The 24,457-nt window shown below is 37.4% G+C and carries 24 protein-coding genes; 3 read left to right on the forward strand and 21 right to left on the reverse strand.

The genetic code is table 11. The features are described from left to right. Nucleotides 1-212 precede the first annotated feature (212 nt). Together PYW34_RS09145 and PYW34_RS09150 are read right to left on the reverse strand one after the other, a co-directional pair. On the reverse strand, nucleotides 213-896 hold the full coding sequence (locus PYW34_RS09145; RefSeq protein ID WP_002288107.1) for an O-methyltransferase: 684 nt from the start codon (nucleotides 894-896) through the stop codon (nucleotides 213-215). 127 nt (nucleotides 897-1,023) lie between these two features. Further along, nucleotides 1,024-1,542 (reverse strand): signal peptidase I, encoded by a 519-nt coding sequence (locus PYW34_RS09150; RefSeq protein ID WP_002299609.1) that lies wholly within the window; start codon nucleotides 1,540-1,542, stop codon nucleotides 1,024-1,026. Nucleotides 1,543-1,753: 211 nt separating this feature from the next. Between PYW34_RS09150 and PYW34_RS09155 the strand changes: the two genes are divergently transcribed. After that, entirely contained in the window at nucleotides 1,754-3,598 is a 1,845-nt protein-coding gene (locus tag PYW34_RS09155) for a hypothetical protein (RefSeq protein WP_002333275.1), read from the forward strand. 44 nt (nucleotides 3,599-3,642) lie between these two features. On the opposite strand, the gene PYW34_RS09160 is transcribed toward PYW34_RS09155, so the two are convergent. The 11 genes from PYW34_RS09160 to PYW34_RS09210 form a co-directional block, all read right to left on the reverse strand. Further along, nucleotides 3,643-4,647: a lipoate--protein ligase gene (locus tag PYW34_RS09160; RefSeq protein WP_002288102.1), complete on the reverse strand. Its 1,005-nt coding sequence runs from the start codon at nucleotides 4,645-4,647 to the stop codon at nucleotides 3,643-3,645. A gap of 10 nt (nucleotides 4,648-4,657) precedes the next feature. Further along, nucleotides 4,658-5,398, reverse strand: coding sequence for an MBL fold metallo-hydrolase (locus tag PYW34_RS09165; RefSeq protein WP_002288100.1), 741 nt, complete (start codon nucleotides 5,396-5,398; stop codon nucleotides 4,658-4,660). A 69-nt stretch (nucleotides 5,399-5,467) separates the two neighbouring features. Beyond that, complete coding sequence (locus PYW34_RS09170; protein ID WP_002288098.1) at nucleotides 5,468-6,271, reverse strand: DUF975 family protein; 804 nt, start codon at nucleotides 6,269-6,271, stop codon at nucleotides 5,468-5,470. Then, the gene (locus PYW34_RS09175; protein WP_002288096.1) at nucleotides 6,271-7,353 is read right to left on the reverse strand and encodes a M42 family metallopeptidase; all 1,083 of its coding nucleotides are present in this window, start codon (nucleotides 7,351-7,353) and stop codon (nucleotides 6,271-6,273) included. Before PYW34_RS09175 ends, PYW34_RS09170 begins: the two co-directional genes overlap by 1 nt. A gap of 140 nt (nucleotides 7,354-7,493) precedes the next feature. Further along, nucleotides 7,494-8,762 (reverse strand): D-alanyl-lipoteichoic acid biosynthesis protein DltD, encoded by a 1,269-nt coding sequence (gene dltD, locus PYW34_RS09180; protein WP_002288094.1) that lies wholly within the window; start codon nucleotides 8,760-8,762, stop codon nucleotides 7,494-7,496. 2 nt (nucleotides 8,763-8,764) lie between these two features. Continuing rightward, nucleotides 8,765-8,998, reverse strand: coding sequence for a D-alanine--poly(phosphoribitol) ligase subunit DltC (gene dltC / locus PYW34_RS09185; protein ID WP_002288092.1), 234 nt, complete (start codon nucleotides 8,996-8,998; stop codon nucleotides 8,765-8,767). A gap of 44 nt (nucleotides 8,999-9,042) precedes the next feature. Next, the gene (gene dltB / locus PYW34_RS09190) at nucleotides 9,043-10,248 is read right to left on the reverse strand and encodes a D-alanyl-lipoteichoic acid biosynthesis protein DltB (RefSeq protein WP_002333274.1); all 1,206 of its coding nucleotides are present in this window, start codon (nucleotides 10,246-10,248) and stop codon (nucleotides 9,043-9,045) included. Continuing rightward, a complete protein-coding gene (dltA, locus tag PYW34_RS09195) occupies nucleotides 10,245-11,759 on the reverse strand; it encodes a D-alanine--poly(phosphoribitol) ligase subunit DltA (RefSeq protein ID WP_002294033.1) in 1,515 nt (504 codons plus the stop codon). Before dltA ends, dltB begins: the two co-directional genes overlap by 4 nt. Nucleotides 11,760-11,769: 10 nt before the next feature. Beyond that, a complete protein-coding gene (locus tag PYW34_RS09200; protein ID WP_002288113.1) occupies nucleotides 11,770-11,919 on the reverse strand; it encodes a teichoic acid D-Ala incorporation-associated protein DltX in 150 nt (49 codons plus the stop codon). Nucleotides 11,920-12,199: 280 nt separating this feature from the next. Next, a complete protein-coding gene (locus tag PYW34_RS09205) occupies nucleotides 12,200-14,242 on the reverse strand; it encodes an ABC transporter permease (protein WP_002288087.1) in 2,043 nt (680 codons plus the stop codon). Next, nucleotides 14,232-14,999, reverse strand: coding sequence for an ABC transporter ATP-binding protein (locus PYW34_RS09210; protein ID WP_002304285.1), 768 nt, complete (start codon nucleotides 14,997-14,999; stop codon nucleotides 14,232-14,234). The genes PYW34_RS09205 and PYW34_RS09210 overlap by 11 nt, the downstream gene beginning before the upstream one ends. Nucleotides 15,000-15,324: 325 nt before the next feature. On the opposite strand from PYW34_RS09210, the gene nrdD reads away from it, so the two are divergent. Then, complete coding sequence (gene nrdD, locus PYW34_RS09215; RefSeq protein ID WP_002288083.1) at nucleotides 15,325-17,514, forward strand: anaerobic ribonucleoside-triphosphate reductase; 2,190 nt, start codon at nucleotides 15,325-15,327, stop codon at nucleotides 17,512-17,514. Between the two features lie 314 nt (nucleotides 17,515-17,828). Next, nucleotides 17,829-18,431 (forward strand): anaerobic ribonucleoside-triphosphate reductase activating protein, encoded by a 603-nt coding sequence (gene nrdG / locus PYW34_RS09220; protein ID WP_002288081.1) that lies wholly within the window; start codon nucleotides 17,829-17,831, stop codon nucleotides 18,429-18,431. 53 nt (nucleotides 18,432-18,484) lie between these two features. Here the strand turns inward: nrdG and dinB are convergent, their stop codons facing one another. The 8 genes from dinB to recR all read right to left on the reverse strand — a co-directional run bounded on the left by dinB (nucleotide 18,485) and on the right by recR (nucleotide 24,456). After that, complete coding sequence (gene dinB / locus PYW34_RS09225; protein ID WP_002294035.1) at nucleotides 18,485-19,606, reverse strand: DNA polymerase IV; 1,122 nt, start codon at nucleotides 19,604-19,606, stop codon at nucleotides 18,485-18,487. A 108-nt stretch (nucleotides 19,607-19,714) separates the two neighbouring features. Continuing rightward, nucleotides 19,715-20,587, reverse strand: a complete 873-nt coding sequence (rsmI, locus tag PYW34_RS09230; RefSeq protein WP_002288078.1) for a 16S rRNA (cytidine(1402)-2'-O)-methyltransferase — start codon at nucleotides 20,585-20,587, stop codon at nucleotides 19,715-19,717. Between the two features lie 68 nt (nucleotides 20,588-20,655). Continuing rightward, nucleotides 20,656-21,003, reverse strand: coding sequence for a DNA replication initiation control protein YabA (locus tag PYW34_RS09235; RefSeq protein ID WP_002288076.1), 348 nt, complete (start codon nucleotides 21,001-21,003; stop codon nucleotides 20,656-20,658). Then, nucleotides 20,996-21,820: a PSP1 domain-containing protein gene (locus PYW34_RS09240; RefSeq protein WP_002288073.1), complete on the reverse strand. Its 825-nt coding sequence runs from the start codon at nucleotides 21,818-21,820 to the stop codon at nucleotides 20,996-20,998. The genes PYW34_RS09235 and PYW34_RS09240 overlap by 8 nt, the downstream gene beginning before the upstream one ends. Nucleotides 21,821-21,855: 35 nt before the next feature. Continuing rightward, on the reverse strand, nucleotides 21,856-22,794 hold the full coding sequence (gene holB / locus PYW34_RS09245; RefSeq protein ID WP_002288071.1) for a DNA polymerase III subunit delta': 939 nt from the start codon (nucleotides 22,792-22,794) through the stop codon (nucleotides 21,856-21,858). A gap of 13 nt (nucleotides 22,795-22,807) precedes the next feature. Further along, nucleotides 22,808-23,137, reverse strand: a complete 330-nt coding sequence (locus PYW34_RS09250) for a cyclic-di-AMP receptor (protein ID WP_002292340.1) — start codon at nucleotides 23,135-23,137, stop codon at nucleotides 22,808-22,810. A 14-nt stretch (nucleotides 23,138-23,151) separates the two neighbouring features. Then, nucleotides 23,152-23,796, reverse strand: coding sequence for a dTMP kinase (tmk, locus tag PYW34_RS09255; RefSeq protein ID WP_002294039.1), 645 nt, complete (start codon nucleotides 23,794-23,796; stop codon nucleotides 23,152-23,154). A gap of 63 nt (nucleotides 23,797-23,859) precedes the next feature. Next, nucleotides 23,860-24,456, reverse strand: a complete 597-nt coding sequence (recR, locus tag PYW34_RS09260) for a recombination mediator RecR (protein WP_002294040.1) — start codon at nucleotides 24,454-24,456, stop codon at nucleotides 23,860-23,862. Between the last annotated feature and the right edge of the window lies 1 nt (nucleotide 24,457).

Here is a 24,457-nt window from a genome sequence, read left to right on the forward strand (position 1 = left end):
AACTACTAAATCAATCTTTTAAAACGAGACATTCTCCTTCAGCTGTTCTAAGGTTATCAATTGAAAACAGGAGCTACATTGACTTCATGCTACTCCTGTTTATTTAGATTTCCTGTATCCTTTAATTGACTTACAAATATAGAAACTTTTACATCAAGTTCGAATTGAGCCCTCAATTCAATCGATTATCTACAGGCTGCCATAATCATGTATCACAACTCGATTGTTTCTGATTCCTTTGTCATTAAGATCACACCATCACCTAATGGCAAGATTGTCGATGTCAAATCGGGATGATCCATCACAACACGAAGAAATTCATTTAATTTACGATGGATAGCTCGTTTGCCACGGGGAATCTCTTCATCTGGGAGCAAGATCGTTCCTCCTTGGAAGATGTCATCTACCATCAAAACGCCACCTTTTCTTAACAAACGTAAGCATTCAGGTAAAAATTCAATATATTTTGATTTTGCACTATCCATAAAAATAAAGTCATACGGACCAGACAACTCCGGCAAGATATCTGCTGCTTGACCTTCAAGCAAAGTCACTTTATCTGTCAGTCCTAGACGTTCATAGTTTTTTTTAGCTTTCTCGATCATGACATCGAAACGATCAATTGTCGTAACATGAGCGTTTTCTCCGATTGTCGTGGCCATGACACTTGATGAAAAACCGATAGCTGCTCCGATCTCCAAGATTCGTTCAGGCTGAAGCTGTCCAAGTAAAAATTTCAAAAATACAACTGTTTCATGGGGAATAACTGGTACTTCTGCTACATGAGCTTCTTCTTCCAGTTTGCCTAGCTCACCCGGTAATTTTTTTTGCTGGGTACGCATAAAATCCAATAGTTCTTCTTTGACTACAGGACGATGCATCATTTCATTGCGCATACTACTCCTCCTCTTCACACATTATACGAACAACTGACTAAATCTACAAGCTGCATGAGTGTTTTCTCGTGTTTCATGTTCAGAAGAGTCGTTGGATCTCTGGAATACATTTATGTTTTTAACATTCTTACAAAAATTTCTGTGTTCGTCTCCGCTTCTTTTTCAACTCTACAAAGGTATTCCATGCTGTGATTCCTGTTAGGCAAAAAGCAATCGTAAAGAATAACCCCTGAATCCATGCAAATGCCGTTTTTGAAAGGACTAGTCCAATATATGGAATCTGAAAGATGGGACTACCGATAATATTTCTCTTTTTTACTACTCCAGGCTCAATATAAGTCTTTGTATCAGCTTTTGTATAAAAATCTTCGTGGTTGTTTTCAACGGCTATTACGCGACGCGTCGAGATTTTTTTTCCTGAATTTTCATAATATGTAATAATATCTCCGACTAAAATCTCATTTGTATTTTTCGGTCGTACATATATCAGATTTCCTTGTGCATAATATGGACTCATTTCTTTGTCCTCAATAATATAAGGAGTCAAACCAAAAATTCGGGGAACCAAGACGACGAGAAGAATAAGAATTAAAAATATAATCAACGTTATAGAACTTATAAAAGTTATTTTTTTGTAATCAGGCATCGTTTTCAACTTCTTTCTTTATTCAATCCTTCTTAATCATATAATAACGATAAATTTTTTTCAAATTATAGCTGTAAAAATGTTTCCCTTTAATAATTATATGTTTCTAATTCTATTTCCTCATCTTTATCTCATTTTTTATTATAAATAATTGACGTTAGTTTAAAAAACGTTTACCCTAACATTACAAGTTTTAGAAAGGAATACCTTTATGTCTTTTTTTAATAACATATATAATAAAAAAGAATCTTTTTATTTACGTATAAAGTGGAGCATAATCATTATATTATCATTGTTATTTTTAACAGGAATTGCTTATTTCTTTTATTTTATTTTTTCTCCTGCGGACAGCAATCAAATGAAAGAAATAAAAGATTCGTGGGTTTTCTATACAAAAGATGATCCTGATTTTAAGTTTGACAGCAAGTACACTCGTACGATTCCTACCGTGGATAAAGACGAAACATTCATTATGGAAACGACACTTGAAAAACCGTTGGACGAAGCAAATTTACTAATCAAAGGAAACCATCAATGGATTACTGTATATCTAGGCGAAAAGATTTTATACCAACGGAAAGATTATCAGGAAGAAAGCAATCCCGGACTCTCATTGGCTGTGATAGATTTACCAGCAAATTATATCGGAAAAAAATTGACCCTTACAGTCTCATCTCCTTATCAGAACTATGCTGGACTGCCACCGAAAGTTTATCTAGGAACAACTGGACCATTGATTAGTTTTATTTATTCACAATCAGTGCCGCAAGTATTGACGATGATAATCGCTGTTTTTATCGCTATAGGGACCTTTTTCTATACGATCTACTTGATGTATAAACAAAAACGTCTTGAATACTCACTTATTCTCTTAAGTTGCTTTGCTTTGGCATTAGGATTTGAAGCTGTATCAGAAGATATTTTAAGTGGTATTCTTTTTGAACCATTCGTTCATTCTTTTTTATCTCATTTATTTATTATCTTAACGTCAGCTTTCATCATCTGCTACTATTGGAGCCGAATGTTTTACTATAAAAAATGGTACGGAATTTTTTGTACGTTCCAACTTTTGATTTTTATCGGCGTTCTGCTTTATGCAACTTTTACTCCTGCAGAACTTCCTGAATTAATGCCGATTGCTAATATTGCTAGTGTTATAAGCACTTTAGTCACTTCACTTGCATGCATTGGCGAAGCATATAAGAATAACCGTTTTTATGTAGCTTGTACACCTTGGATCGTCTTGGTAGCCATTATCCATTGCTTGATTTACATCCAAACGGCATTAGGTATCTATCAAACAACGATCAATTGGTCTACGATTTTATATATTATCATTCTAATCGTTATTATCAGCTACAATCTAATCGATCACATCTTAAATACCGACAAAGATCGGAGACAAGTAGATTTCTTAAAAATCAAAAATGATTTGTTGGAGCAACATTATGAGCAGCTTCGACAGCATATCCAAGAAGTAAATACACTTCGCCTGGAATTTGTCCAAGAGATGGAGAATCTGCAAGATTTAATGCATACGGACCAAACAAAAGCTAAAAACTATGTGGAAAAGATATTAGAAGAAGCAAAAAATTTCGAAATGCTGTGTTCTTTTTGCAACCACCAGGTGACAAATCTTATCTTAGCGCGTTACCAGAAGTTATCTGCCAAACGGAATATTCAGATAACCTTCCAAGCAGATCTTCCCGAAGAACTTCCTATCAACGATGACGATCTGGCTCAACTTTTGATCCACGCTTTAGAGCATTCCTTTAGAGAAACTCATGCCATCGAAAATCCACTGTATCGAAAAATTTATTTGTCGATACACGAACAAGAGGAACATTTCGTCATTTGTTGCGAACATAGTGCACATTACGATACAAACCTATTTAGTCGAGGCATCACAGAAGAATTAGATGATCAGGAACGTTTTGACTTAATGATGATGAAAGACGTAGCGGATCGTTACACAGGAACACTAACGCAGGAAAAAGATACTTTCATTGATCGGATCACTGTTCAACTCTCTCGAAATTACCCGAATCCTGTATAAAAAATAGCGGAATCCATATATGTGGATTCCGCTATTTTTTATTTTCAATAAAGTAAGGTAAGCAATTCTTCTGGTTCTATCGCACCAAAATATTTCTTCACATCAATTTGGCTGACTATTTTTGATAGAGATGCTTTATCATATTTCTGTCCAACCAATTTTTTTTCCACGTCAGAGATATCTCCTAGTCCGAAGAAATCGCCAAAGATTTTTGCTTCTTTGATCATTCCTTCTGAGACATTCAAATGGACTTCAATCGAACCGATAGAAAAACGTTTTTGGCGAGAGAAATTGAAATCTGGAGACTTCCCGTAATTCCAATCCCAATTTCGATAATATTCCTCAGAGATTCGATTGATTTTTTTCCAATCTTCATCAGTCAATTCGTACGTTTTTACTTCTTCTACTGACTCTACGCCGAAAATTTTCAACAAGATTTCTTGACGAAATTCTTCTGTTGTCATTTTTTGCTTTTCTTCTGGAAGAAATGGTTTGATATTCGTTACACGAGAACGGATCGATTTGATTCCTTTTGATTCGATTTTGTCTTTTTTTACTTTTAATGCATTGACTACTTCATTGATATCAGAGTCGAACATAATTGTTCCATGAGCAAACATCCGACCGTTGGTAGCATACATCGCGTTGCCAGAAAATTTCATGCCATCAATGACTAGATCATTTCGGCCTTTCAATTCCGCCCCAGCAACACCCAATTCATGAAGTGCTTGGATGATTGGCTGTGTTACTTTCGCAAAGTCACGGAATGAATCCCCATCATCAGGCATGATAAAACTAAAGTTCAGGTTTCCAAAATCATGGTAGACAGCTCCGCCTCCACTTAAGCGACGGACAACATGAATGCCATTTTCTTCCACATAATCTCGATTGATTTCTTCAAGCGTATTTTGGTTTCTGCCGATGATGATTGAAGGTTCATTGATATAAAAGAGCAAAATAGGTTCATCTAAAGGCATTTCTTGCAGCAAATATTGTTCAATTGCTAAATTGATTCTTGGGTCGTGGTTTTCATTTGGTACAAAAATCATGTTCTTCCTCCTAAATGTTAAACACTTTGTCAACTGCAGCAAGTTCTATATCAATCCCTTTGCCTGCTGCCTTTTGCGCTTCATTTTTCAATTGTTCTAAATCACCAAACTGAGGTAGGTGTGTAAGTACAAGTTTCTTTACGTTAGCTGATTTCGCAAGTTCTCCAGCTTCTTTTGAAGTGAAATGGGCATGATGATGTTCATTTCCTTCAAAAAGATAGGTATCTGCTAGAAACAAATCAGCATCTTTCGCAAAATCAGCGAAACTTTCCAAATAACCTGAATCACCTGTAAATACGAATACTTTCCCCGTTGTTTCTTCTACGATACGCATGGCGTAACATACTACTGGATGGATTGTTTCCATAAAAGTAATCAGAAAAGGACCAATTTTTAATTCTTCAGCTTCAAAATAAGGATGTCCTTTTGAGACATTTTCCAACGTCAATTCTTCAAAGTGAATGGAATCTTTTGTGTGTCCATAAATTGAAAGCAATGTCTCCGGATTTCTCTTAGGATGAAGTTGCCAGTAATACTGTAATACACCAAGGTCAGCAATATGATCATGATGATAATGGCTAAGGATCACAGCATCTAGATCAAGTGGATCAAGGTGTTCTTGTAATTTGATCAGCGTAGCACTACCTGCATCGATCAACAAATTGAACCCGTCAGATTGAAGCAAATAACCTGTTGTCCCTTGATTTTTATAAGGATACGCTCCTAAGCATCCTAAAACAGTTAATTTCATCGTACATTCCCCCTCAAAGATTTATCCTACCACAAAAGTTATTTTTTTGATGAATAAACTGCTTACATGCTAAGTAAAATAGGCGTCTGGACCTCCTTTTTCAATCCGTGCTTGTTCATAAAATTCTGCAACTGACACATTCACATAAACAATGACCCACAAAAGACCGATGAACAAAGCGATTGCTCCTAGCAAATACCAGCCGATAAAAGACAGCTGCAACAAAATATACGTACCAATTCTATCTTTCAATAAAAACCAGCCATATTTCAAACATTGAATAACCGACAAATCAGGATAGTCGAACTTTGTCCATGCAGCAAATTGGAATAAACCGCCAACAATACTCATGATGAGTGCTGAAACAAAAATCATCCCTATCATCGATAAAACAAAGCTGATATCAAGAAAATCTTCTGGCATGACACCCGTAGGTACCGCATTTGAACTGAAAAGCAGCTGCATATAAGTACTCACTCCGCTGATTAAAAACATGGGCAGAAAGATTAAACTGTTGAGTAGCCAGTTGATGACTGAATTGATCAAATTGATGCCAAGTATCGAACCAAAATACTTTCTTTGGAAAACTGAAAATAAAAGGTTACTTTTTGGTCTGCCACCCCGTACAACTACTAGCGCAATGTAAAACAATGCATAGTTGAATGCGAATAAAAGTAAATTATCGACTAGAAAACTCAATAAGTGCTGCTGCATGCTTTCTTCCGGAAAAGGACTGAAACCGTCAAAAAAGTTCTGGATGACGCTCGTAAATATTATAGATAAGAAAACAAGCCAAGTATTGATTCCCCATTGATTTTCCAAAGAAACTCGTGCTTTTTTCCGATATTCAGAAATAGGTATTCTATTATTCATTATTCATAACTCCGAATTTTTTCAACTGTTTCACTATCAAGCCGTTTCACTAATTCTGTGACTAGTTTCACTGTATTCAAATAATCATCTTCATGAATCACTGATGTATGGGAATGCAGATAACGAACAGGAACGGTAATGGCTACAGACGGAACACCATCTCTTGTCAAATGCATTTGTCCTGCATCAGTTCCTCCGCCAGAAATCACTGTATATTGGAATGGAATATCCATTTCCTCTGCTACATCAATAACAAAATTCAATAATTTTTTATGCGGGATCATAGATGCATCAAAAATCAAAATCTGTGGGCCTTTTCCTAAAATCGAATCTGCTTCTTTTGGTGTCATTCCTGGAGTGTCTCCTGCTGTACCAGTATCTAAAGCAAAAGCAATATCGGGATTTACAAGGTGTGTACTTGTTCGAGCACCTCGCAAGCCTACTTCTTCTTGCACATCGCTTCCTGCGAATAAAACATTTGGGTGTGCTTCTTTAGATAGATTCTCTAATACTCGCAGAGAAACAGCTGTCCCGATACGATTATCCCATGCTTTTGCCAGTAAATATTTACTGCCATTCATTCGTTTGTATTCAATATATGGAGTGACCATATCTCCAGGACGTATGCCCCACTCTTTGGCTTCTTCTTGGCTTGATGCGCCAATATCAATGAACATATCCTTTATTTCATAAGGTTTATTTCTTACTTGAGGTGTTAAAACATGTGGTGGTTTGGAACCAATCACACCGTGGACGATTTTCCCTTCACGTGTTTTGATTTCAACTTGCTGAGCAAGCATGACTTGCCCCCACCAACCTCCAAGAGTTTGGAATTCCAAGAATCCTTTTTCGGTTATTTTTGTTACCATAAAACCAACTTCGTCCATATGTCCAGAAATAAAGACCTTGGGGCCTCCGCCAGCACCATGTTTGGCAATCACACTGCCTAAACCGTCATAAAAAATATCATCAGCGAATGGTTTGGCATATTCTCTGAATACTTCTCTTACCTCTTCTTCATTTCCAGGTACTCCTTTTGCAGAAGTTAAATCAATAAGTAGCTGTTCTTCTTTTGTATCCAAATGTTTTCCCCCATTTCTATATTCATATTGTGATTATACCATTGCTTATGATTTTTGTTCAGGCAAACTTGGTATTTTTATCTTTTATTCAGAATATTCAAAAATAAAGAAAACAAGCGAGCAACACTCGCCTGTTTTCTTTATTTTAATTGTAGTTTATCTGGTATTTGATGTTGCCAAGATTTGCTAAAAAAAGCATCGTCAAGATGATACTTACTAGCAGTAATATGATTTTCTTCTAAAAACGGTCTGATCTGTTGATCTGCAGCCAACCAGCCTTTCCAGCCTAGATGGATCGTGTCTTCCATAAAATAGTTGGTACCCGCTTGATTGACAAAATCAGCTATTCGATTGAATCCTTGGCTATTTAATTGAAATTTGATCTTTTTGGCAAATCCTTGTAACATTTCTTGAGATAGTCCGGTATAATCGCTCCATTTCTCGTTAACCGGTGGGATGATGAACAATACTTCGTTATGGTTTTTTGCTAATTGATCCAAGACCAGCTGAAAATCAGAAAATTCTGGCGAAAAACGATAATCCCAATTTTTTTGTGACTGTTTGAGCTCTGGCTCGTGGGCTCGGATACGATGCGTATAAAAATCGTTTTTCAACCCGAATGGATTATTCGTCGTTTCTCGTTCTCCAATTTGATTTGCTAAAATGGATAATTCTGTTTCTTGGTATTGTTTTGGTAATCGTTTTGACTCATGATCGATTTTTTGCTGTCGATCTTTCAACCCAATATTGCTGAATACTTCATCCTCTCTCTTCAGCATGTTCCATTGGCTGCGCAGCTGATTCAAAGATTCAGGTAAAGGTAGCTTCCCTTTTTTGATCGTTTGCAGAATCGCCGTCAACGTATCATTCTCTTTTACTTTTGAGAAAGTTAATAATCTTCTAGCTAAATAGCGATCAGCAGGCGTTACTTTCTTCATTGAAAACAACCAGTCGTATGTTTGAAGTTCAGAATAATACGTATTAAAGTAATCAGTTTTTACACCATTTTTAACGAACCACTGAGGAGAAATAATAAAGACGACTTTCTTGTTTTTCATAGCATCTCCTGCAGAACGCATCATCATATATTGGCTTAACGATTGTGTCCCGGGTGCTCCCAGCAAAAATGGACGATAGTTTCGCTGGTATTTTTCTGCCAGAACAGACGGATGAAATGGACTGATTCTGCTTAATTCACTTGAGCCAAAAAAAGGAATATATTGTTTTTCAGATAATGCATAATTTTTTATCGCATCTCCTTTCAACACGTTCACTGACATGGAAGAAGAGGCACGTCTAATCGTTTCTGGATTAGAGATATCTACTTGATAGGAGGAGGTAAAAAACACAAACAGTAAGCCAACAGCTAAAACAACCGGGCCGAAAATAGCAAAAAGTTTCTTTTTCATACTCAACCCTTCAATGCAGTTGCTTGTTGAATGATTTTATTCGGTGTGCTCCAATCCTCTCGCTCGAATTCAGATACAGGGACTTGGATATCCAGCTCTCCGTCTAGCTCGACTAATAATTGAACAGATGCTAAAGAATCAAGCAACCCTTCATCAAATAGATCAATATCACGATTTTTTCTTACTTCATCTGTTCCTGTTATTTCTTCTAAGATTGATAAAATTTGTTCTTCCATTTTCCTTTTCTCCTTTGTTATATAAATTAATATGTCACTATTCGTTAGCTAAAAAAAAGTTTATCTAAAAATCCTGAAAAAATCAGGAAGCTAAAACATACTGCTTGAAATGTCAAAAATACGGCTAAGCCATGCGTAAATTTGTTAGAAGGCAACTGCTCTTTATGCTTCTTCTTAAATCGGATCCATGCATCTGTCAGACAGATCAGACAAGCATGATACAGTCCATATACGATGTAGTACCACGTAAATCCATGCCATATACCCATTAGAAGAAACAAAGCAAAATAACCGATATTTGACATTACGATCTTGCTTTTAAAAAATTTTTTCTTCATCATGAAGAACATCAATCGCATATATACATAATCACGGAACCAAAAGGACAGCGTCATATGCCAACGATTCCAGAATTCTTTGATATTCCATGATAAAAAAGGTTTATTGAAATTGATTGGTGTCTGATATCCCATCATGTAGCTTGTACCGACTGCAAATAAGCTATAGCCAGCAAAATCAAAAAACAAATACATACTGTACACGTACATATAACCTACTAATGCCCATGAAATACCACCATGCTGTAAGGCAATGCGTCCCACTACAGGAAGCAGTACTTGACCAAAATAATAACCGATAATGAATTTATATAAAAAACCGACAAAAATATTTTGGACGCCTTTTCCCAAAAGATCAACATATTTATCACGAACAGGCGGATGGAGCTGATCTTTTTCAAATCTCCTATAGCGATCGATTGGTCCAGAAGAGATTGTTGGAAAGAACAGCAGAAACTGGATATAACGAAATGGCTTATATGTTTTGATCATGCCATCTCTTATTTCCATGATCATTTGTACAGATTTAAAGGTTAAATAAGAGATTCCTAAAAAACCAAGTAACGATGCTTTTCCATGTTCAAAAAAAGGAGTCACTTTCGTTAAAAACAGTGGAATTATCGCTAAAATAACGGCGGCAAAAAACCATCCTGTCTGATTTTTCCTTTGCCGATAAACAAAATAGCCCCATACAAGTATCGTCTGCCACAAAACATACCCAATCAGCGCCGCTCCCTGTTGCCAATAATTACCTCCAAAGCTGACAAATAAAAAGAAAAGTGTCACTGCTGATTGATAAACTGGTAATCTTTTTTCCCATATCAATAAAGATAGAACGATCGGTACAAGCGCAATGGCTAAAAGAAAAAAATAAAACGGCTCTGCATAAGGGATCATATGAGGTAACATCATTCAGGATTCACCTCAGCTGTTAATTTTTTTCGATCGATTTTTCCATTAACTGTCTGAGGCAGCAGATCGACATAATGGAACTTCTGAGGAATCATATAATCCATCACAACTTCTAGTAATTGTTCTTTGATAGATTTAGTCAACTGAAAATCCGGCTGTTTCGTTTTGTTTTCTAATACGACAAAAGCAACCAGCTGCTGTACTTTTGTTCCTTGGTATTTTGGTACGACGACAGCTTGTTTGATTCGGTTGTCTTGGAGCAGATAATGTTCGATATCCCCGAGTTCAATCCGGTATCCATGTAATTTGACCTGCTGATCCATACGTCCTTCATAAAATAAAAGCCCATCTTCATCTAGTCTACCTGCATCCCCTGTATGGTAACTTGCTAAGTCATTTTGACAAAAGAACGCAGCAGCTGTCTTTTCGGGATTGTTCAGGTAACCTTTTGATACGCTTGGTCCTGCAATAATGATTTCACCCGTTTCTCCTTTTGAAACAGGTTTACCTTCTTGGACAATAGAAACTTTCGTGTCTTTTTTTACGTAGCCAATCGGTAGTCGGTCATAACTATCTAGTACATGCTGGTCAATCTGAATACTTGAAATAGCTACAGTTGCTTCTGTTGGACCGTAAGTATTATATATCCGTGCATTTGGGAATCGATCAAGTAGACTTTCTGCAGTTTTTTTCGTCAATTCTTCTCCGCAAAATAAAAACATGTCCAATTCCGGCACATTTTCTCCATTGAATGTAGGTTCCATCAAGCAAATATCCATAAATGATGGAGTAGAAACCCACACATTCAACTTCAAGGCTGGCAATGTCGCGAATAATTGACGAAAGTCTTGAACAACTGCTTTATTTAACGGCTTCAGCATTCCGCCAGAAACTAATGCAGGATAAATAGAAAATACCGATAAATCAAAAGAAAATGGCGCTTGGGCTAAGAAATGCATACCAGGCTTGATCCCAAAGTCTTCCATCGTCCATTGAACAAAGCTGACTAGATTATCATGACTGATTTGTACGCCTTTTGGTTCTCCAGTAGTACCAGAAGTAAAAATAATATAAAAATTTTCTGTACCTTTTACGCTATTTCTGGGATAAAATCCTACTGGTATCTTCTTGATTTCTTGAAATTCTTTTTTTGTTATGACAGGAACCGAAGGAATATCTTCTATCCAGTCCCCGATACTGATGACCATAGATGGTTTAGCCACCCGAAAGATCGATAGGATACGCTCCTTGGGTGTATGCTCTTCAATCGGCAAATAGGCATGGCCAGATTTGACAACCCCTAGAAATGAGACAATCATTTCAAACTCCAAATTGCCAAAAACGACAATTGGTCCATCGCCTTCTACCTTTTTTTCTAAATAATAAGCAAGTGCGTCTGATGCTTGTTTCAATTCACCAAAAGTATGCGTCTCATCCGCCTGATAAGCAACTCGATCAGGTTCATTTATTCCCCAATCATCGATTGCTTCAATAATCGTTTTGATTTCCATACTCTTCCTCCTAAAATTCGTTATAGATAAAAGTTCCTCCTTGAATATTTTTATAGTGATACAGATAAATCAGGAACAGCAGTACTGCACTATAAAAAATTGTTCGAATGATGAATTTTCCCCAATAATTCAATTTTGGATTAGAACGCCATTTGTTCATTGGATTCCCTCCTCATATAACCTCACACAAAGTGTAACTAATTTTGACAAAAAGAAACATGTGTCTAGCTTACAGAAACCGTTTTTTTACTAACAGTTTTGTCACATAGCTTTTATAAAAATAGCACATCAAATCACTGCTTTTTTCTTTATAATTTCTCGTACTTTTAAAAAATATAAAAAATAAAGAGGTTGTGACAAAAATCGTGTCACAACCTCTTATTCCAAATAAATGGTATTCAAAATTTAGTTCTATTTATTATCTTGTCTTATTCCGTATATCATTCCTCGATAATCCGACAATATAACTGACTCGTAATGACATAAAGCAAAAGATAGATAAGGATCAATAAGCCACTCACAAGATAAGCCAACCAGTAATCGGCAGTTTTTATATACTGAGTGAAGACATTGATTGCAAATACTGCGTGAGTGATCCCTAATATCATGGGTGGAAAGAAGGTAAGTGCGTTTTGCTCGAAGATCATCCGTCTGATCCTTCTTTGTGGAATCCCCAGCTTAGTCAATAGGTGATAATTTTCTTTTTCTTCCTCTGCTTCTGCTAATTGCCGGACTGTCAAAATACTACCAGTAGCAATAATCACGATCATCCCGACAAATAGTGTGACAAAAATATTGATACCGATTCGCCGATTAACTGCACGCAATTTCGAATAGCTGGAAGAGAAATTCAAACGAGAGCTTTCTTGGCTAAATTGTGCTTCCTTCATTTGGTCATCCGGAAGTTTCTTTGTGCTAATTTCTCCTTGTAGACTTCCATTTACGATATCATAAGAATAATAAACAGCATTGAGCCACTTTATCGACAGGTCATTGCTCAGTCGTTCATCTATTTTTTCATTATTTCCACCTGATACATCTACATTGACTACTTGATAATCCACACCTTTTGCTTTTTCAAAAACGGTATCATCTACAATCAGTACAGGACTTAGATATACCATTGTTTCGTCACCTAATACACTTGGAAGCATTTGTTGAATCTTCAATTCTTGATTATCTGGCAGTCCAATACTAGATCCATATAATGAAATATTCCGAAAAAGAGTTTGCATTTGATCAAGCAAAACAGTATGACCAGGTGATTTCAAAGAAATGTTCGGCAAATCTGGATTAACTTTTCTGAAGGCTTGATATTGTGTTTCCGTGATCAGATTAGCAGTTTGAAACATAGGTTCTTCGAGATTTTGACTATAGATACTCCCAATGACTTTATAATGCAAGGTGATTTCTTTAGTTATCTTCTGCCCTTCCTCTGCTAGAATCGGCTTGATTTTTTTCTCTGTCTCAACATCAAACTGATAGTCCATCGGGGAGGAAACTTTCTCCTGGTAGGATAAAATAGTAGAGATACTAGCCGTGCCGCCAATTGTCATTAAAGAAATTCCGAGAATGACTGTAATCAGAGAATTTGTACGCCAACTTTTGAGCAAATGAACTTGCGTGTTACCCATTATCAAAAAATTGATACCATAGTAATAAATCTTCCATTTACTCAATATGATCAAAAATAACCGAAATGTATAACAGAAAAACAAATAAGTACCGACCACACAAACGAAAAAAATTAAAAAAGGAAAAAAGAAAACTAATGTATCAAGATAATGATAACTGATCATCCATGAAGTGATTTCCCTAAAATGACTAGCTCCAAAATATCCGCTCGTTAAAAGTAGTAACCCGATGACTGCGAGTAATCGGTGCCTTGTCCTGAAGCGCATTGTTGAACTATCTGCTTGTTCTTTTTCTCCAAAACTTCGAATCATTGGATAGCGCCATATTTTCCATATTGAATATACAGATACTGCTAAAAGGATGATGAAAAAAGCAAATAAAGTATCTACTACTGATGGAATGGAGATAAAAAATGGACTAGTAAGATCCATATCCATCATTCGAACCAAAATCATTGAAAAGAGTTTGGAAAAAATAATACCGAGTAATATCCCAGAAATACAGGCGAACAATCCAATTATCATGATTTCTAACACATATATACCTGATATCTGCAGTTTATTCATACCAAAAAGCTGATAGATGCCTATTTCCTTTTGCCTTCTATTCAAGAAAAATCGGTTGGCACTGAATACGAAAAAAAGCAAAACAACAGTAATGATAAATCCACCAAAACTCAATCCACCATCTATCGAAGTATCTTGACTTGCTCTTCTGACTAAAGATTGATCGTAGGTCATTGCGCTGAAGGAATAATAGATCATTACGGATAAAGTCAAACTGAAAAAATAAACAAGATAGCCTCGTGACTGCCGAAAAAAACTTTTAACGGCTAGTTTATACAGCATTCATTTTTCCTCCTCCGCCAATCGTCGCCTGCATGTCTATTACTTTCTCAAAGAACTCTCTTCTTGTCCCTCTTCTGACAACTTCAGAAAAAATCACACCATCTTTAATAAATAAAATTCTATCGCAGTAGCTTGCTGTATATGGATCATGGGTGACTAACAGTATCGTTGCTTTTTCTTTTTGATTCATGGTCTTCAAGTAGTTCAACAATTCTGTAGCCGACTTCGAGTCCAAAGAGCCAGTTGGTTCATCTGCAAAAATCACTTGTGGCTGAACAACAAGTGCTCTAGCAGCTGCAATTCGTTGTCTCTGTCCGACAGAAAGTTCATCGGGATACCGTTTGAGCAGTTCTTCTATATTCAACAATTGAGCTACATGTCTTACTCTCTTTTCCATTTCCTCTTTAGTCATCCGTTCAACTGCTAGGGGCAATAGGATATTGTCTTTTGCATTTAGGGTATCGATCAAATTGAACTCTTGAAAAATGAATCCTAGTTTTTTTCGACGAAAGTCACTGAGCTCACTGTTTTTCATTTTTGTGATTTCTTTTCCTTGGATCGAGACACTGCCCATCGTAGGCAAATTGATCGTGGACAAGATATTCATCAGCGTTGTCTTTCCTGCACCACTTGGGCCCATAATCCCAACAAACTCGCCTTCTTCTACTGTGAATGAGATATTATCTAAGGCTTTGACGGGAGAAAGTTTGCTGCCGTAGCTTTTACTTAGATGTTTCACTTCGATCATCTTTTCCAATTCTTCTCCTCCTCTTTCATTTTTCATTTCTATTTATTTGCATAGTAGCATATCTACGAATAATTTGCTCTTATGTTTTTGTCACTTTTACTTGGACTGAATAAAAAATTTTATTCAATTATTTTATTCAGCAAAATTAAATATGCAAAAAACAAATCCACCAGCTACAAGTTTTCACCTTTTTTCACAATAAAATATACACTACATATAGTATAGAAATCCAATTATACAGCACATTGAATACTATATATAGCCGATATTTAGTTGCTCCTTCCCCGATTTTGTTTTATGATAGACAAGAACAATTTAGCAGGAGTTGAAGATAATGAAAGTAAATTATGAAGAAAAAACTGTCGTTACTCAGCAGCCAGAGACATCCCAGATGAAAGTCATCAAACGCGATGGCCGCCATGTTGATTTCGATGAACAAAAGATCAATGAAGCACTGATCAAAGCAGAAAAGAAAATTCACGGCTCATTATCACCACTTACTTATGAAAAAATTCAAATGATTGCAGACTTGGTTGTCCAAGAAATCAAAAGCCGGTTTGCTGAAAATGTCAAAATCTATGAGATTCAAAACATCGTGGAACATATATTACTAGAAAAAAACGAATATGAATTAGCAGAAGAGTACATCAATTATCGTACCAAACGAGATTTTGCTCGCAGTAAAGCAACAGATATCAACTTTTCGATTGAAAAGCTAATCAACAAGGACCAAACTGTCGTGAACGAAAACGCAAATAAAGACAGTAATGTTTTCAATACACAGCGAGATCTGACAGCCGGGATCGTTGGAAAATCAATCGGACTGAAAATGTTGCCACCACATATAGCAAATGCGCATCAAAAAGGCGATATCCATTACCATGATTTGGATTATCATCCTTATACACCGATGACGAATTGCTGCTTGATTGATTTCAAAGGCATGCTGAACAATGGGTTCAAAATCGGCAATGCCGAAGTCGAATCGCCAAAATCTATCCAGACCGCCACAGCACAAATCTCACAGATTATTGCCAATGTAGCGTCAAGTCAATATGGTGGCTGTTCTGCCGACCGAACAGATGAATTGCTTGCTCCTTTTGCAGAATTGAACTATAAAAAACATCTAAAAGACGCGGAAGAATGGATCGATTCGCCAGAACGCCAAAAAGAATATGCAAAAGCAAAAACCAAAAAAGATATCTTCGATGCTATGCAAAGTTTGGAATATGAAATCAATACCTTATTTACTTCAAATGGACAAACTCCTTTCACTTCATTAGGATTTGGACTAGGAGAAAACTGGTTTGAAAGAGAAATTCAAAAAGCAATTTTACAGATTCGAATCAATGGATTAGGGAGTGAAAAGCGGACAGCTATCTTCCCTAAACTGATCTTCACTTTGAAAAAAGGTGTGAACTTAAACCCTGAAGATCCTAATTACGACATCAAACAACTAGCATTGGAATGTGCAACGAAAAGAATGTATCCTGATATTCTGAATTACGATAAAATCGTTGAATTAACTGGAAGTTTCAAAGTACCTATGGGCTGTCGTTCATTCTTGCAAGGGTGGAAAGACGAAAATGGTCAAGAAGTAAATGTCGGACGAATGAATTTAGGTGTTGTTACATTGAATTTGCCAAGAATCGCGATCGAATCAAAAGGAGATCAGAATAAATTCTGGCAGTTACTGTCTGACCGCTTAGAAATCATGAAAGATGCGCTTCTCTATCGTGTAGAACGTTGTAAAGAAGCCATTCCAGCAAATGCGCCAATTTTATATATGTATGGTGCTTTCGGGAAACGTCTTTCACGTACCGATTCTGTCAATGAATTATTCAAAAACCGTCGAGCTACTGTATCGTTAGGCTACATTGGATTGTATGAAGTTGCTTCAGCTTTCTTCGGTGGCGAATGGGAAACAAACCCAGAAGCAAAAGCTTTCACACTTGATATCGTCAAAGAATTAAAAGCTAATGCAGATGCATGGGGGGATGAATATGGTTATCATTTCAGTGTCTATTCAACTCCAAGTGAAAGTCTAACTGACCGTTTCTGCCGTTTGGATACAGAAAAATTCGGCATCATCGAAAATATCACAGATAAAGAATATTATACAAACAGTTTCCACTATGATGTGCGTAAAAACCCAACGCCATTTGAAAAATTGGAATTTGAGAAGGATTATCCAAAATATTGTTCAGGTGGATTCATCCACTACTGTGAATACCCTATGCTCCAACAAAATCCGAAAGCTTTAGAAGCTGTATGGGATTTTGCATATGACAAAATCGGGTATCTTGGTACGAATACGCCAATCGATCATTGCTATCAATGTGGTTTCGAAGGTGATTTCAAACCGACAGAACGAGGGTTCGAATGTCCAGAATGTGGAAATCATGATCCAAAAACATGTGATGTAGTCAAACGTACTTGTGGCTATTTAGGAAATCCGCAAGCTCGTCCGATGGTACATGGCCGCCATAAAGAAATTTCCTCACGTGTGAAACACATGAAATGAGGTTGTGAAAAAGCTGTCCTGCATCAAGTAATAAGAATAGCTAAACAAAAATAGTTCCTCATATTTTTCGTTTAGTTGGGCTTATTACTGCAGATGCAAGCTTTTGAACACCGTTTATTCAGAATAAGAGGCTATGACAAGTCTTTTTTCACCACCCTCTTTCGATGGCTTTGTATCTTTGAACGCCCTCTATCAAAATAAGAACAAGCTTTCTTGAACAATGGATTTAGGTCAGTTTGTTCTTATTTATGTGGTCGAGTAGATTTTATCTTCAATAGCTATATCTTTGAACCTTAAATGAAAGAAGTTTTTTTATGAGAAATCCAAAACCAAAAGAATGGTTAGCAAAAGACTACAGCCAAAACTATATTGCTGACTACAAACCGTTTAATTTTGTCGATGGTGAAGGTGTCCGCAACAGTCTTTACGTTAGTGGCTGCTTATTTGCCTGCGAAGGCTGCTTCAACAAAGCTGCACAAAATTTCCGATATGGCAAACCATTCACACCTGAATTAGAAGAACAAATCATCGCTGACTTGCGCAACGATTACGTGCAAGGATTAACTTTACTTGGTGGCGAACCTTTTTTGAATACAGATGTTTGTCTGCAAGTCGTACGACGTATCCGAAAAGAGTTCGGTACGACAAAAGATATCTGGTCATGGACAGGCTATACCTTTGATGAATTGCTACAAGATTCAGAAGATAAATTAGAACTCCTTTCGCAAATCGATATCCTTGTTGACGGACGCTTTGAATTAAGCAAACGTGACCTAAAACTACAATTTCGCGGAAGTAGCAACCAGCGGATCATTGACGTCCAAAAATCTTTAGAATCCAATCAAGTTGTGATTTGGGAAAAATGTACGGATGCAACAGAAACCTATGAACAAATCAAAAAGCAAGACTTGATATAAAAACAGCTTTGGGAGAGAAAACGGATTTCCGGTTTCAACTCTCAAAGCTGTTTTTATATTTCTTGATTTTCCCATAATGGAAGGACGATGTTTTCATAAGTCATCGGGTCCAGATTCGTCAAAGTAATCCCTAACAATCGGATTCCTTTTTCTACTCCCAAGATTTCCTCCCATATAAGGCTTGCTTGATAAAAGAGTGCTTCTTTTTTATAGATATATTCTGGCAATGTCACTCTTTTGGTCACAGTAGAATAGTCCGTGTACCTGACCTTCAAAACTACTGTTTTCCCATGTTTTTGGACTCTTCTCAGTGCTTCTTCTACTTTTTCAGCTAGTTGGCGCAACTGAGTCAGCACTGCTTCTTCCGTTTGCAACGGCTGCCCATAAGTATGCTCTTTTCCCACAGATTTTCGCTCTCTTGTAACGTTTACTGGAGAATCATGGATTCCTCTGACTTTACGATAAAGAGAATAGCCCATTTTTCCAAAATTTCGAATCAACATCATTTCTGTGCATTCATATAGGTCTTTTCCTGTATAAATCCCTAGCTCATGCATTCTAGGTACAGTTTTCTTCCCTACCCCATGAAATTTTTCAATTGGCAAAGCTTTTAAAAATGGCACAGCGTCTTGAGGGGCAACTACCGTGATTCCTCTAGGTTTTTGATAGTCTGATGCTAATTTGGCCAAAAACTTATTGTAACTTACTCCCGCAGAACATGTTAGCTGGACACTCTCCCAAATATCTGCTTGGATCATTCGGGCGATTTTGATGGCTGACTTGCAATTGATTTTATTTTCGGTCACATCAAGATACGCTTCATCGATACTAACTGGTTCCACAATATCTGTATAACGATAGAATACTTCCCGTACTTGTTTGGAAATATCGCTGTATTTATGATGGTCGCCAGGCTTAAAGATGGCTTGCGGACAAAGCTCATACGCTTTTTGTGCACTCATTGCTGAATGAATTCCGAATTTTCTTGCTTCATAATTTGCTGTAGTCACTACTCCACGCCCACCAGTGTCACTGGGGTGTCTGGCAATTACTAATGGATGTCCGCGAAACTCAGGATGATCTCGTTCTTCAACCGAAGCGAAAAAAGCATCCATATCAATATGAATGATTTTTCTTGATGTATCATTATGTAAAGGAAATTGCAGCTCCATCATCCTCACCTCTTATTCATTATACAAGAACATTCGTTCGCGTTCAAGAGATTTGAAAAGTTAGTAGCTGATTTCCTCATTAGTCTTTCATTATAGACAACTTATACTATCTCAGTCTAATTCATGGTACTGACGGTAGACTTCTTGTTTTTTCAGCCCATTTTTCAGCGCTACTGCTTTGATAGCAGCATTTGGTTTTTCGCCTGAAGCGATCTTTGCTTCTACTTGTTCCTTTAACGTTCCCAACTCTTCATCAACTTCCGTCACTGGCATTTCGAACAAATTCCCTTCTACAAGCAGACAACATTCACCCTTTACTGGATGTTCTTCGATATAAGCGAGTAGCTCTTCCGTACTTCCTCTAAGGTATTCTTCATGGACCTTTGTCAATTCCCGACACAAAACGACTTGGCGATTTCCAAAAATTTCTAAGAAATTCGTCAATGTAGCAGTGATCCGATAAGGTGACTCATAAAAAATCAGCGTAACTGTCTGTTCTTTTAGCTTTTTCAATGTTTCTTTCTGTTCTTTTTTCTTACGTGGAAGGAAGCCATAAAATAAAAATGGTTGAGGCACTAGCCCTGAAGCAATCAAAGCCGTCATCCCAGCTGTAGGTCCTGGGATAGAGATCACAGAAATCCCTTCTTTTATGCAGGCTAAAACTAGCTCATGTCCAGGATCGCTGATGGAAGGCATTCCTGCGTCACTGACTTGAGCAATCGTTTTTCCTTCTTTTAACAAAGCAATCAATTGAGGGACACGTTCTTTATAATTATGTTCATGTAAACTTTTTTGGGGTGTATGGATTTCAAAATGATTCAATAACTTTTGTGTATTACGCGTATCCTCACTTGCGATAAGATCGGATTCTTGCAGCATACGAACACTTCTGTAGCTCATATCTTCTAAATTTCCAATTGGCGTCGGTACAAGATATAAATCCCCATATACCGGATTTCCCTTGAAACTTTTTTGATTATACATCTGTCACAATCTCCTTAATAAAAAGACTGGAGCAGTATTTCTCCGCTCCAGTCTCCTCTTGTTATTGGTCATCGACCGCTTTCGCGATAGATCACTTCTAGACAAAACGCACAAGGCTCGTCATTGTCCCTTCTTGATCCATATAAATCGTAGCAGACATGGAATCCTTCTTCATAAATTTTTTCAAGATTCATACGAGACTTAGAAAGTTCCTGCTTCACATTTTCAGCTGGAGCTTGTGCAACTTGGTTCAATTCCCGCAGGTGTTCCCGCAGACGTTGATTTTCCATCTCCAAAGTTGTATTTTTTTCTACGATCTCATGCAAAGCATGCTTCATTTCAACAAGTTCTGTTAATGTATTTCTCAACTCTGATTCTAATTGATTCAATCCGTCGTATAATGATCTCTTATCCATTCATCTCACCTACTTGGATAAATTCTTTCAATTCATCCCATTCATATTCGACAGGATTTTCCCGTCCAGTCAGCCGAATACTAACGATACGGCTAAGCAGATTCAACCCTACGACTTTCCCTTTACCATCAGGTGTAGCAATTACTTTTCCAAAGTCAGGGAGTTCTTTTTTCGCTGTCTCGTATTCTTCGCTCTCATATTGCAGACAGCACATCAAGCGTCCGCATAAACCGGAAATTTTTGTTGGATTCAAAGATAAACTTTGATCTTTTGCCATTTTGATTGATACAGGCACGAAATCGCCTAAAAAAGAAGAACAGCATAATGGACGCCCACATGGACCAATTCCGCCTATTATCTTTGCTTCATCGCGGACACCAATTTGTCGAAGCTCAATACGAGTACGAAATACAGCGGCCAGATCTTTTACCAATTCTCTAAAGTCAATTCGCCCGTCCGCTGTGAAAGAAAAAATCAATTTATTTCGATCAAATGTGTATTCGGCTTTGACCATTTTCATTTCCAACTCACGCAACTGCACTTTTTCTTTTGCGATTTTCAATGCATCATAAGCATCTTTTTTGTTTTTTTTGTCTTTTTCTAATTCAGCTTGTGACGCTTTATGCAAGATCGGACGGATAGCTTCAGGAAGGTCATTGGGATCAATCTCTTTTTTAGGAAGGACAACAGTAGCAATATGTAAGGATTGCTGAGATTCGACTAATACCTTGTCACTATAAACATATTCAGAGTCTCCTGGTGCAAAATAATAGATATGACCTGCATCTCTATATCGGACACCTACTACTTCTACCATTTCCATCCTCCTTGATCATCATCCTTTGCGGCAAGCTAAAAAATCGTATGCAAAACGAACTGTTCCGCAACAGCCTGAAAACTGACATTGCTGCGTAGTTTCTGCTCTGCGATCAATATCCGTTCAATTATCTGGTTTATCTGTTTCACTTTGCCATATTCGCCGTTTGCTACTGCTTGACGCTGTGCTTCCTGATAATAAAACATCAAGACAGATAATCCTGTAAACTGTTGTGTTTTTTCTTTAAATGATTTTACCAATTTTTTTTGGACATAGATAAAGGCTTGAGTATCTTGCTTTTGCAAGTAAACGAACCATTGATAAATCAAGTCCTTAGCATCATTAAACCATTCATCTTGAGAGATTTCAACTGCTTTTCCTAAACTGTTTGTTAAGAAAGCCAAAAGTTTTGCTTTTTCCAATGGAATCTGCTCTTCTTGCAATCGATGGATCAGTGCTTCTTTCGAAAGTTCTTGAAAATGCAGAACTTGACAACGAGATTGAATAGTAGGGAGAATTCTTCCTACTGCATCTGTTTCTAACACCGCTAAAAAATCTCCAGGGGGCTCTTCCAAGAATTTCAACAAACTGTTTGCCGCACTGCTATTCATTTTTTCAGCTTCTTTGATCAAAAAAACTTTTTTTCTTGATTCGTAACCGCTGCGACTGAATTCCGTCTGCAAACGTCTGATCTGATCGACTTTGATGGTTTGTCCTTCCGGTTCAATAACCAAAACATCTGGATGTTCTTTCTTTTCGATCCGCTGACAATTGTTGCATTTTCCACAAGGCAGATTGTCTTTCATTTGGGTACAGAACAGGTGCTGTGCAAGCCATATACCTACTTCATGTTTTCCTGTTCCTTTCTCCCCTTCAAAAAGATAAGCATGAGCGATACGCCCATGCTCAAAACTCCGTTGAAGCTGCTGATACACGATCGGTTGCATTTGAGCCAAGTTTATTTCTTGATTCATAGCTCAGCTCCTCCTAAAATTGATGGAATCCTTCAACAGGTAAGACGAAGACTGTGGCACCGCCTACTTCTACTTCTACTGGATAAGGGACGCCCCCATCCATCGAAATATCCAGTGTAACAGGTGTAGATACAAATTGCTTTCTTGATTCACACGTTTTTTTGATGATTTCCAATGCTTCTTCTACACGGTCATCTTCAATACCCACGATAAACGTACTGTTTCCAGCCTTAAGGAAGCCGCCTGTCGATGATAGTTTTGTGGCACGGATATTTGCATCAATCAATTCATTTGATAAACGGTTGCTGTCTTTGTCTTGGATAATCGCTAAAATAATTTTCATAAACGTTCACCTTCCTAGTTTTCAAAAAATTGCGGATACTGTTCAATAATTGTATGATAACTTGTTTGCAGCACTTCTTCAAAGCTTTTTCTTGCATCAACTTTGTGGATTCTTTCCGGATTCTCTTCTGCCAGCTTTAAGTAAGCATGACGTACACGCTGGTGGAATTCCAAACCTTCCGAATCTAAACGGTCGATTTGATTTTGTCTGTTTTTCTTGATTCTTCTTAATCCGGTGTCTGAATCTACGTCAAGATAAAGGGTAAAATCCGGCGTAGTACCTTCTGTAGCAAACTCATTCAACCGAGCAATCTCGGTAACGCCGATGCGTCGGCCTGCACCTTGATAAGCAAGAGAACTGTCGACAAATCTATCGCATAAAACGATTTTCCCTTTTGCCAGAGCAGGCAGAACCTTTTCGACTAGATGTTGTCTTCTTGCTGCTGCATAAAGCAGTGCTTCCGTACGTTCATCCATCCGATCATTTTTTGGATCAAGGATCACTGCTCGGATCTCTTCAGCAATCGGAATGCCTCCTGGTTCTCTTGTTTGAATGATTTCTGTTTTTGCTACTTCTTTCAAAAGAGGGTAAAGTTCATTCAAGATGCTGGTTTTTCCTGCACCATCAGGCCCCTCGATTGTAATAAATAGTCCGTTCACATTGTTGCCCCCATCTCTTGTGCTGCTTTTATATTGTATCTGAAAAAACACTTAATTAGAAATTTATAACTCACGTCTTCCTTCGACAGCTTTCAATAAAGTAACTTCATCTGCATACTCGATATCAGAGCCTACAGACAGACCATGTGCTAGACGAGTCACTTTGATACCTGCAGGTTTGATCAGACGTGAGAGATACATAGCTGTTGCTTCTCCCTCTGTTGTTGCATTTGTTGCGATAATCACTTCTTTTACATCTGCATCATGCAGCCGCTGCAACAGAGAAGAAATATTGATGTCTTCTGGACCTGTCCCTTCCATCGGTGATAACACACCATGGAGAACATGATAAAGTCCGTGATATTCTCGCATTTTTTCCATTGCCATTACATCTTTCGGCTCTTCGACCACTAGGATAACGCTTCGATCACGTGAAAGATTTCTACATATTTCGCAGGGATCTTCTTCTGTGATGTTTCCGCAGATACTACAAAAATGCAAATCGCGTTTTACACTTAACAAAGATTTAGCAAATTCATTTACTACTTCATCTTTCATATCGATCGTATAAAAGGCGAGTCTTGTCGCTGTTTTCTGACCGATTCCTGGAAGTTTCATGTAGCTGTCGATCAGTTTCGCAATTGGTTCTGGATATTGCATA

Source organism: Enterococcus faecium (genome assembly GCF_029023785.1).
Classification (GTDB): domain Bacteria; phylum Bacillota; class Bacilli; order Lactobacillales; family Enterococcaceae; genus Enterococcus_B; species Enterococcus_B faecium.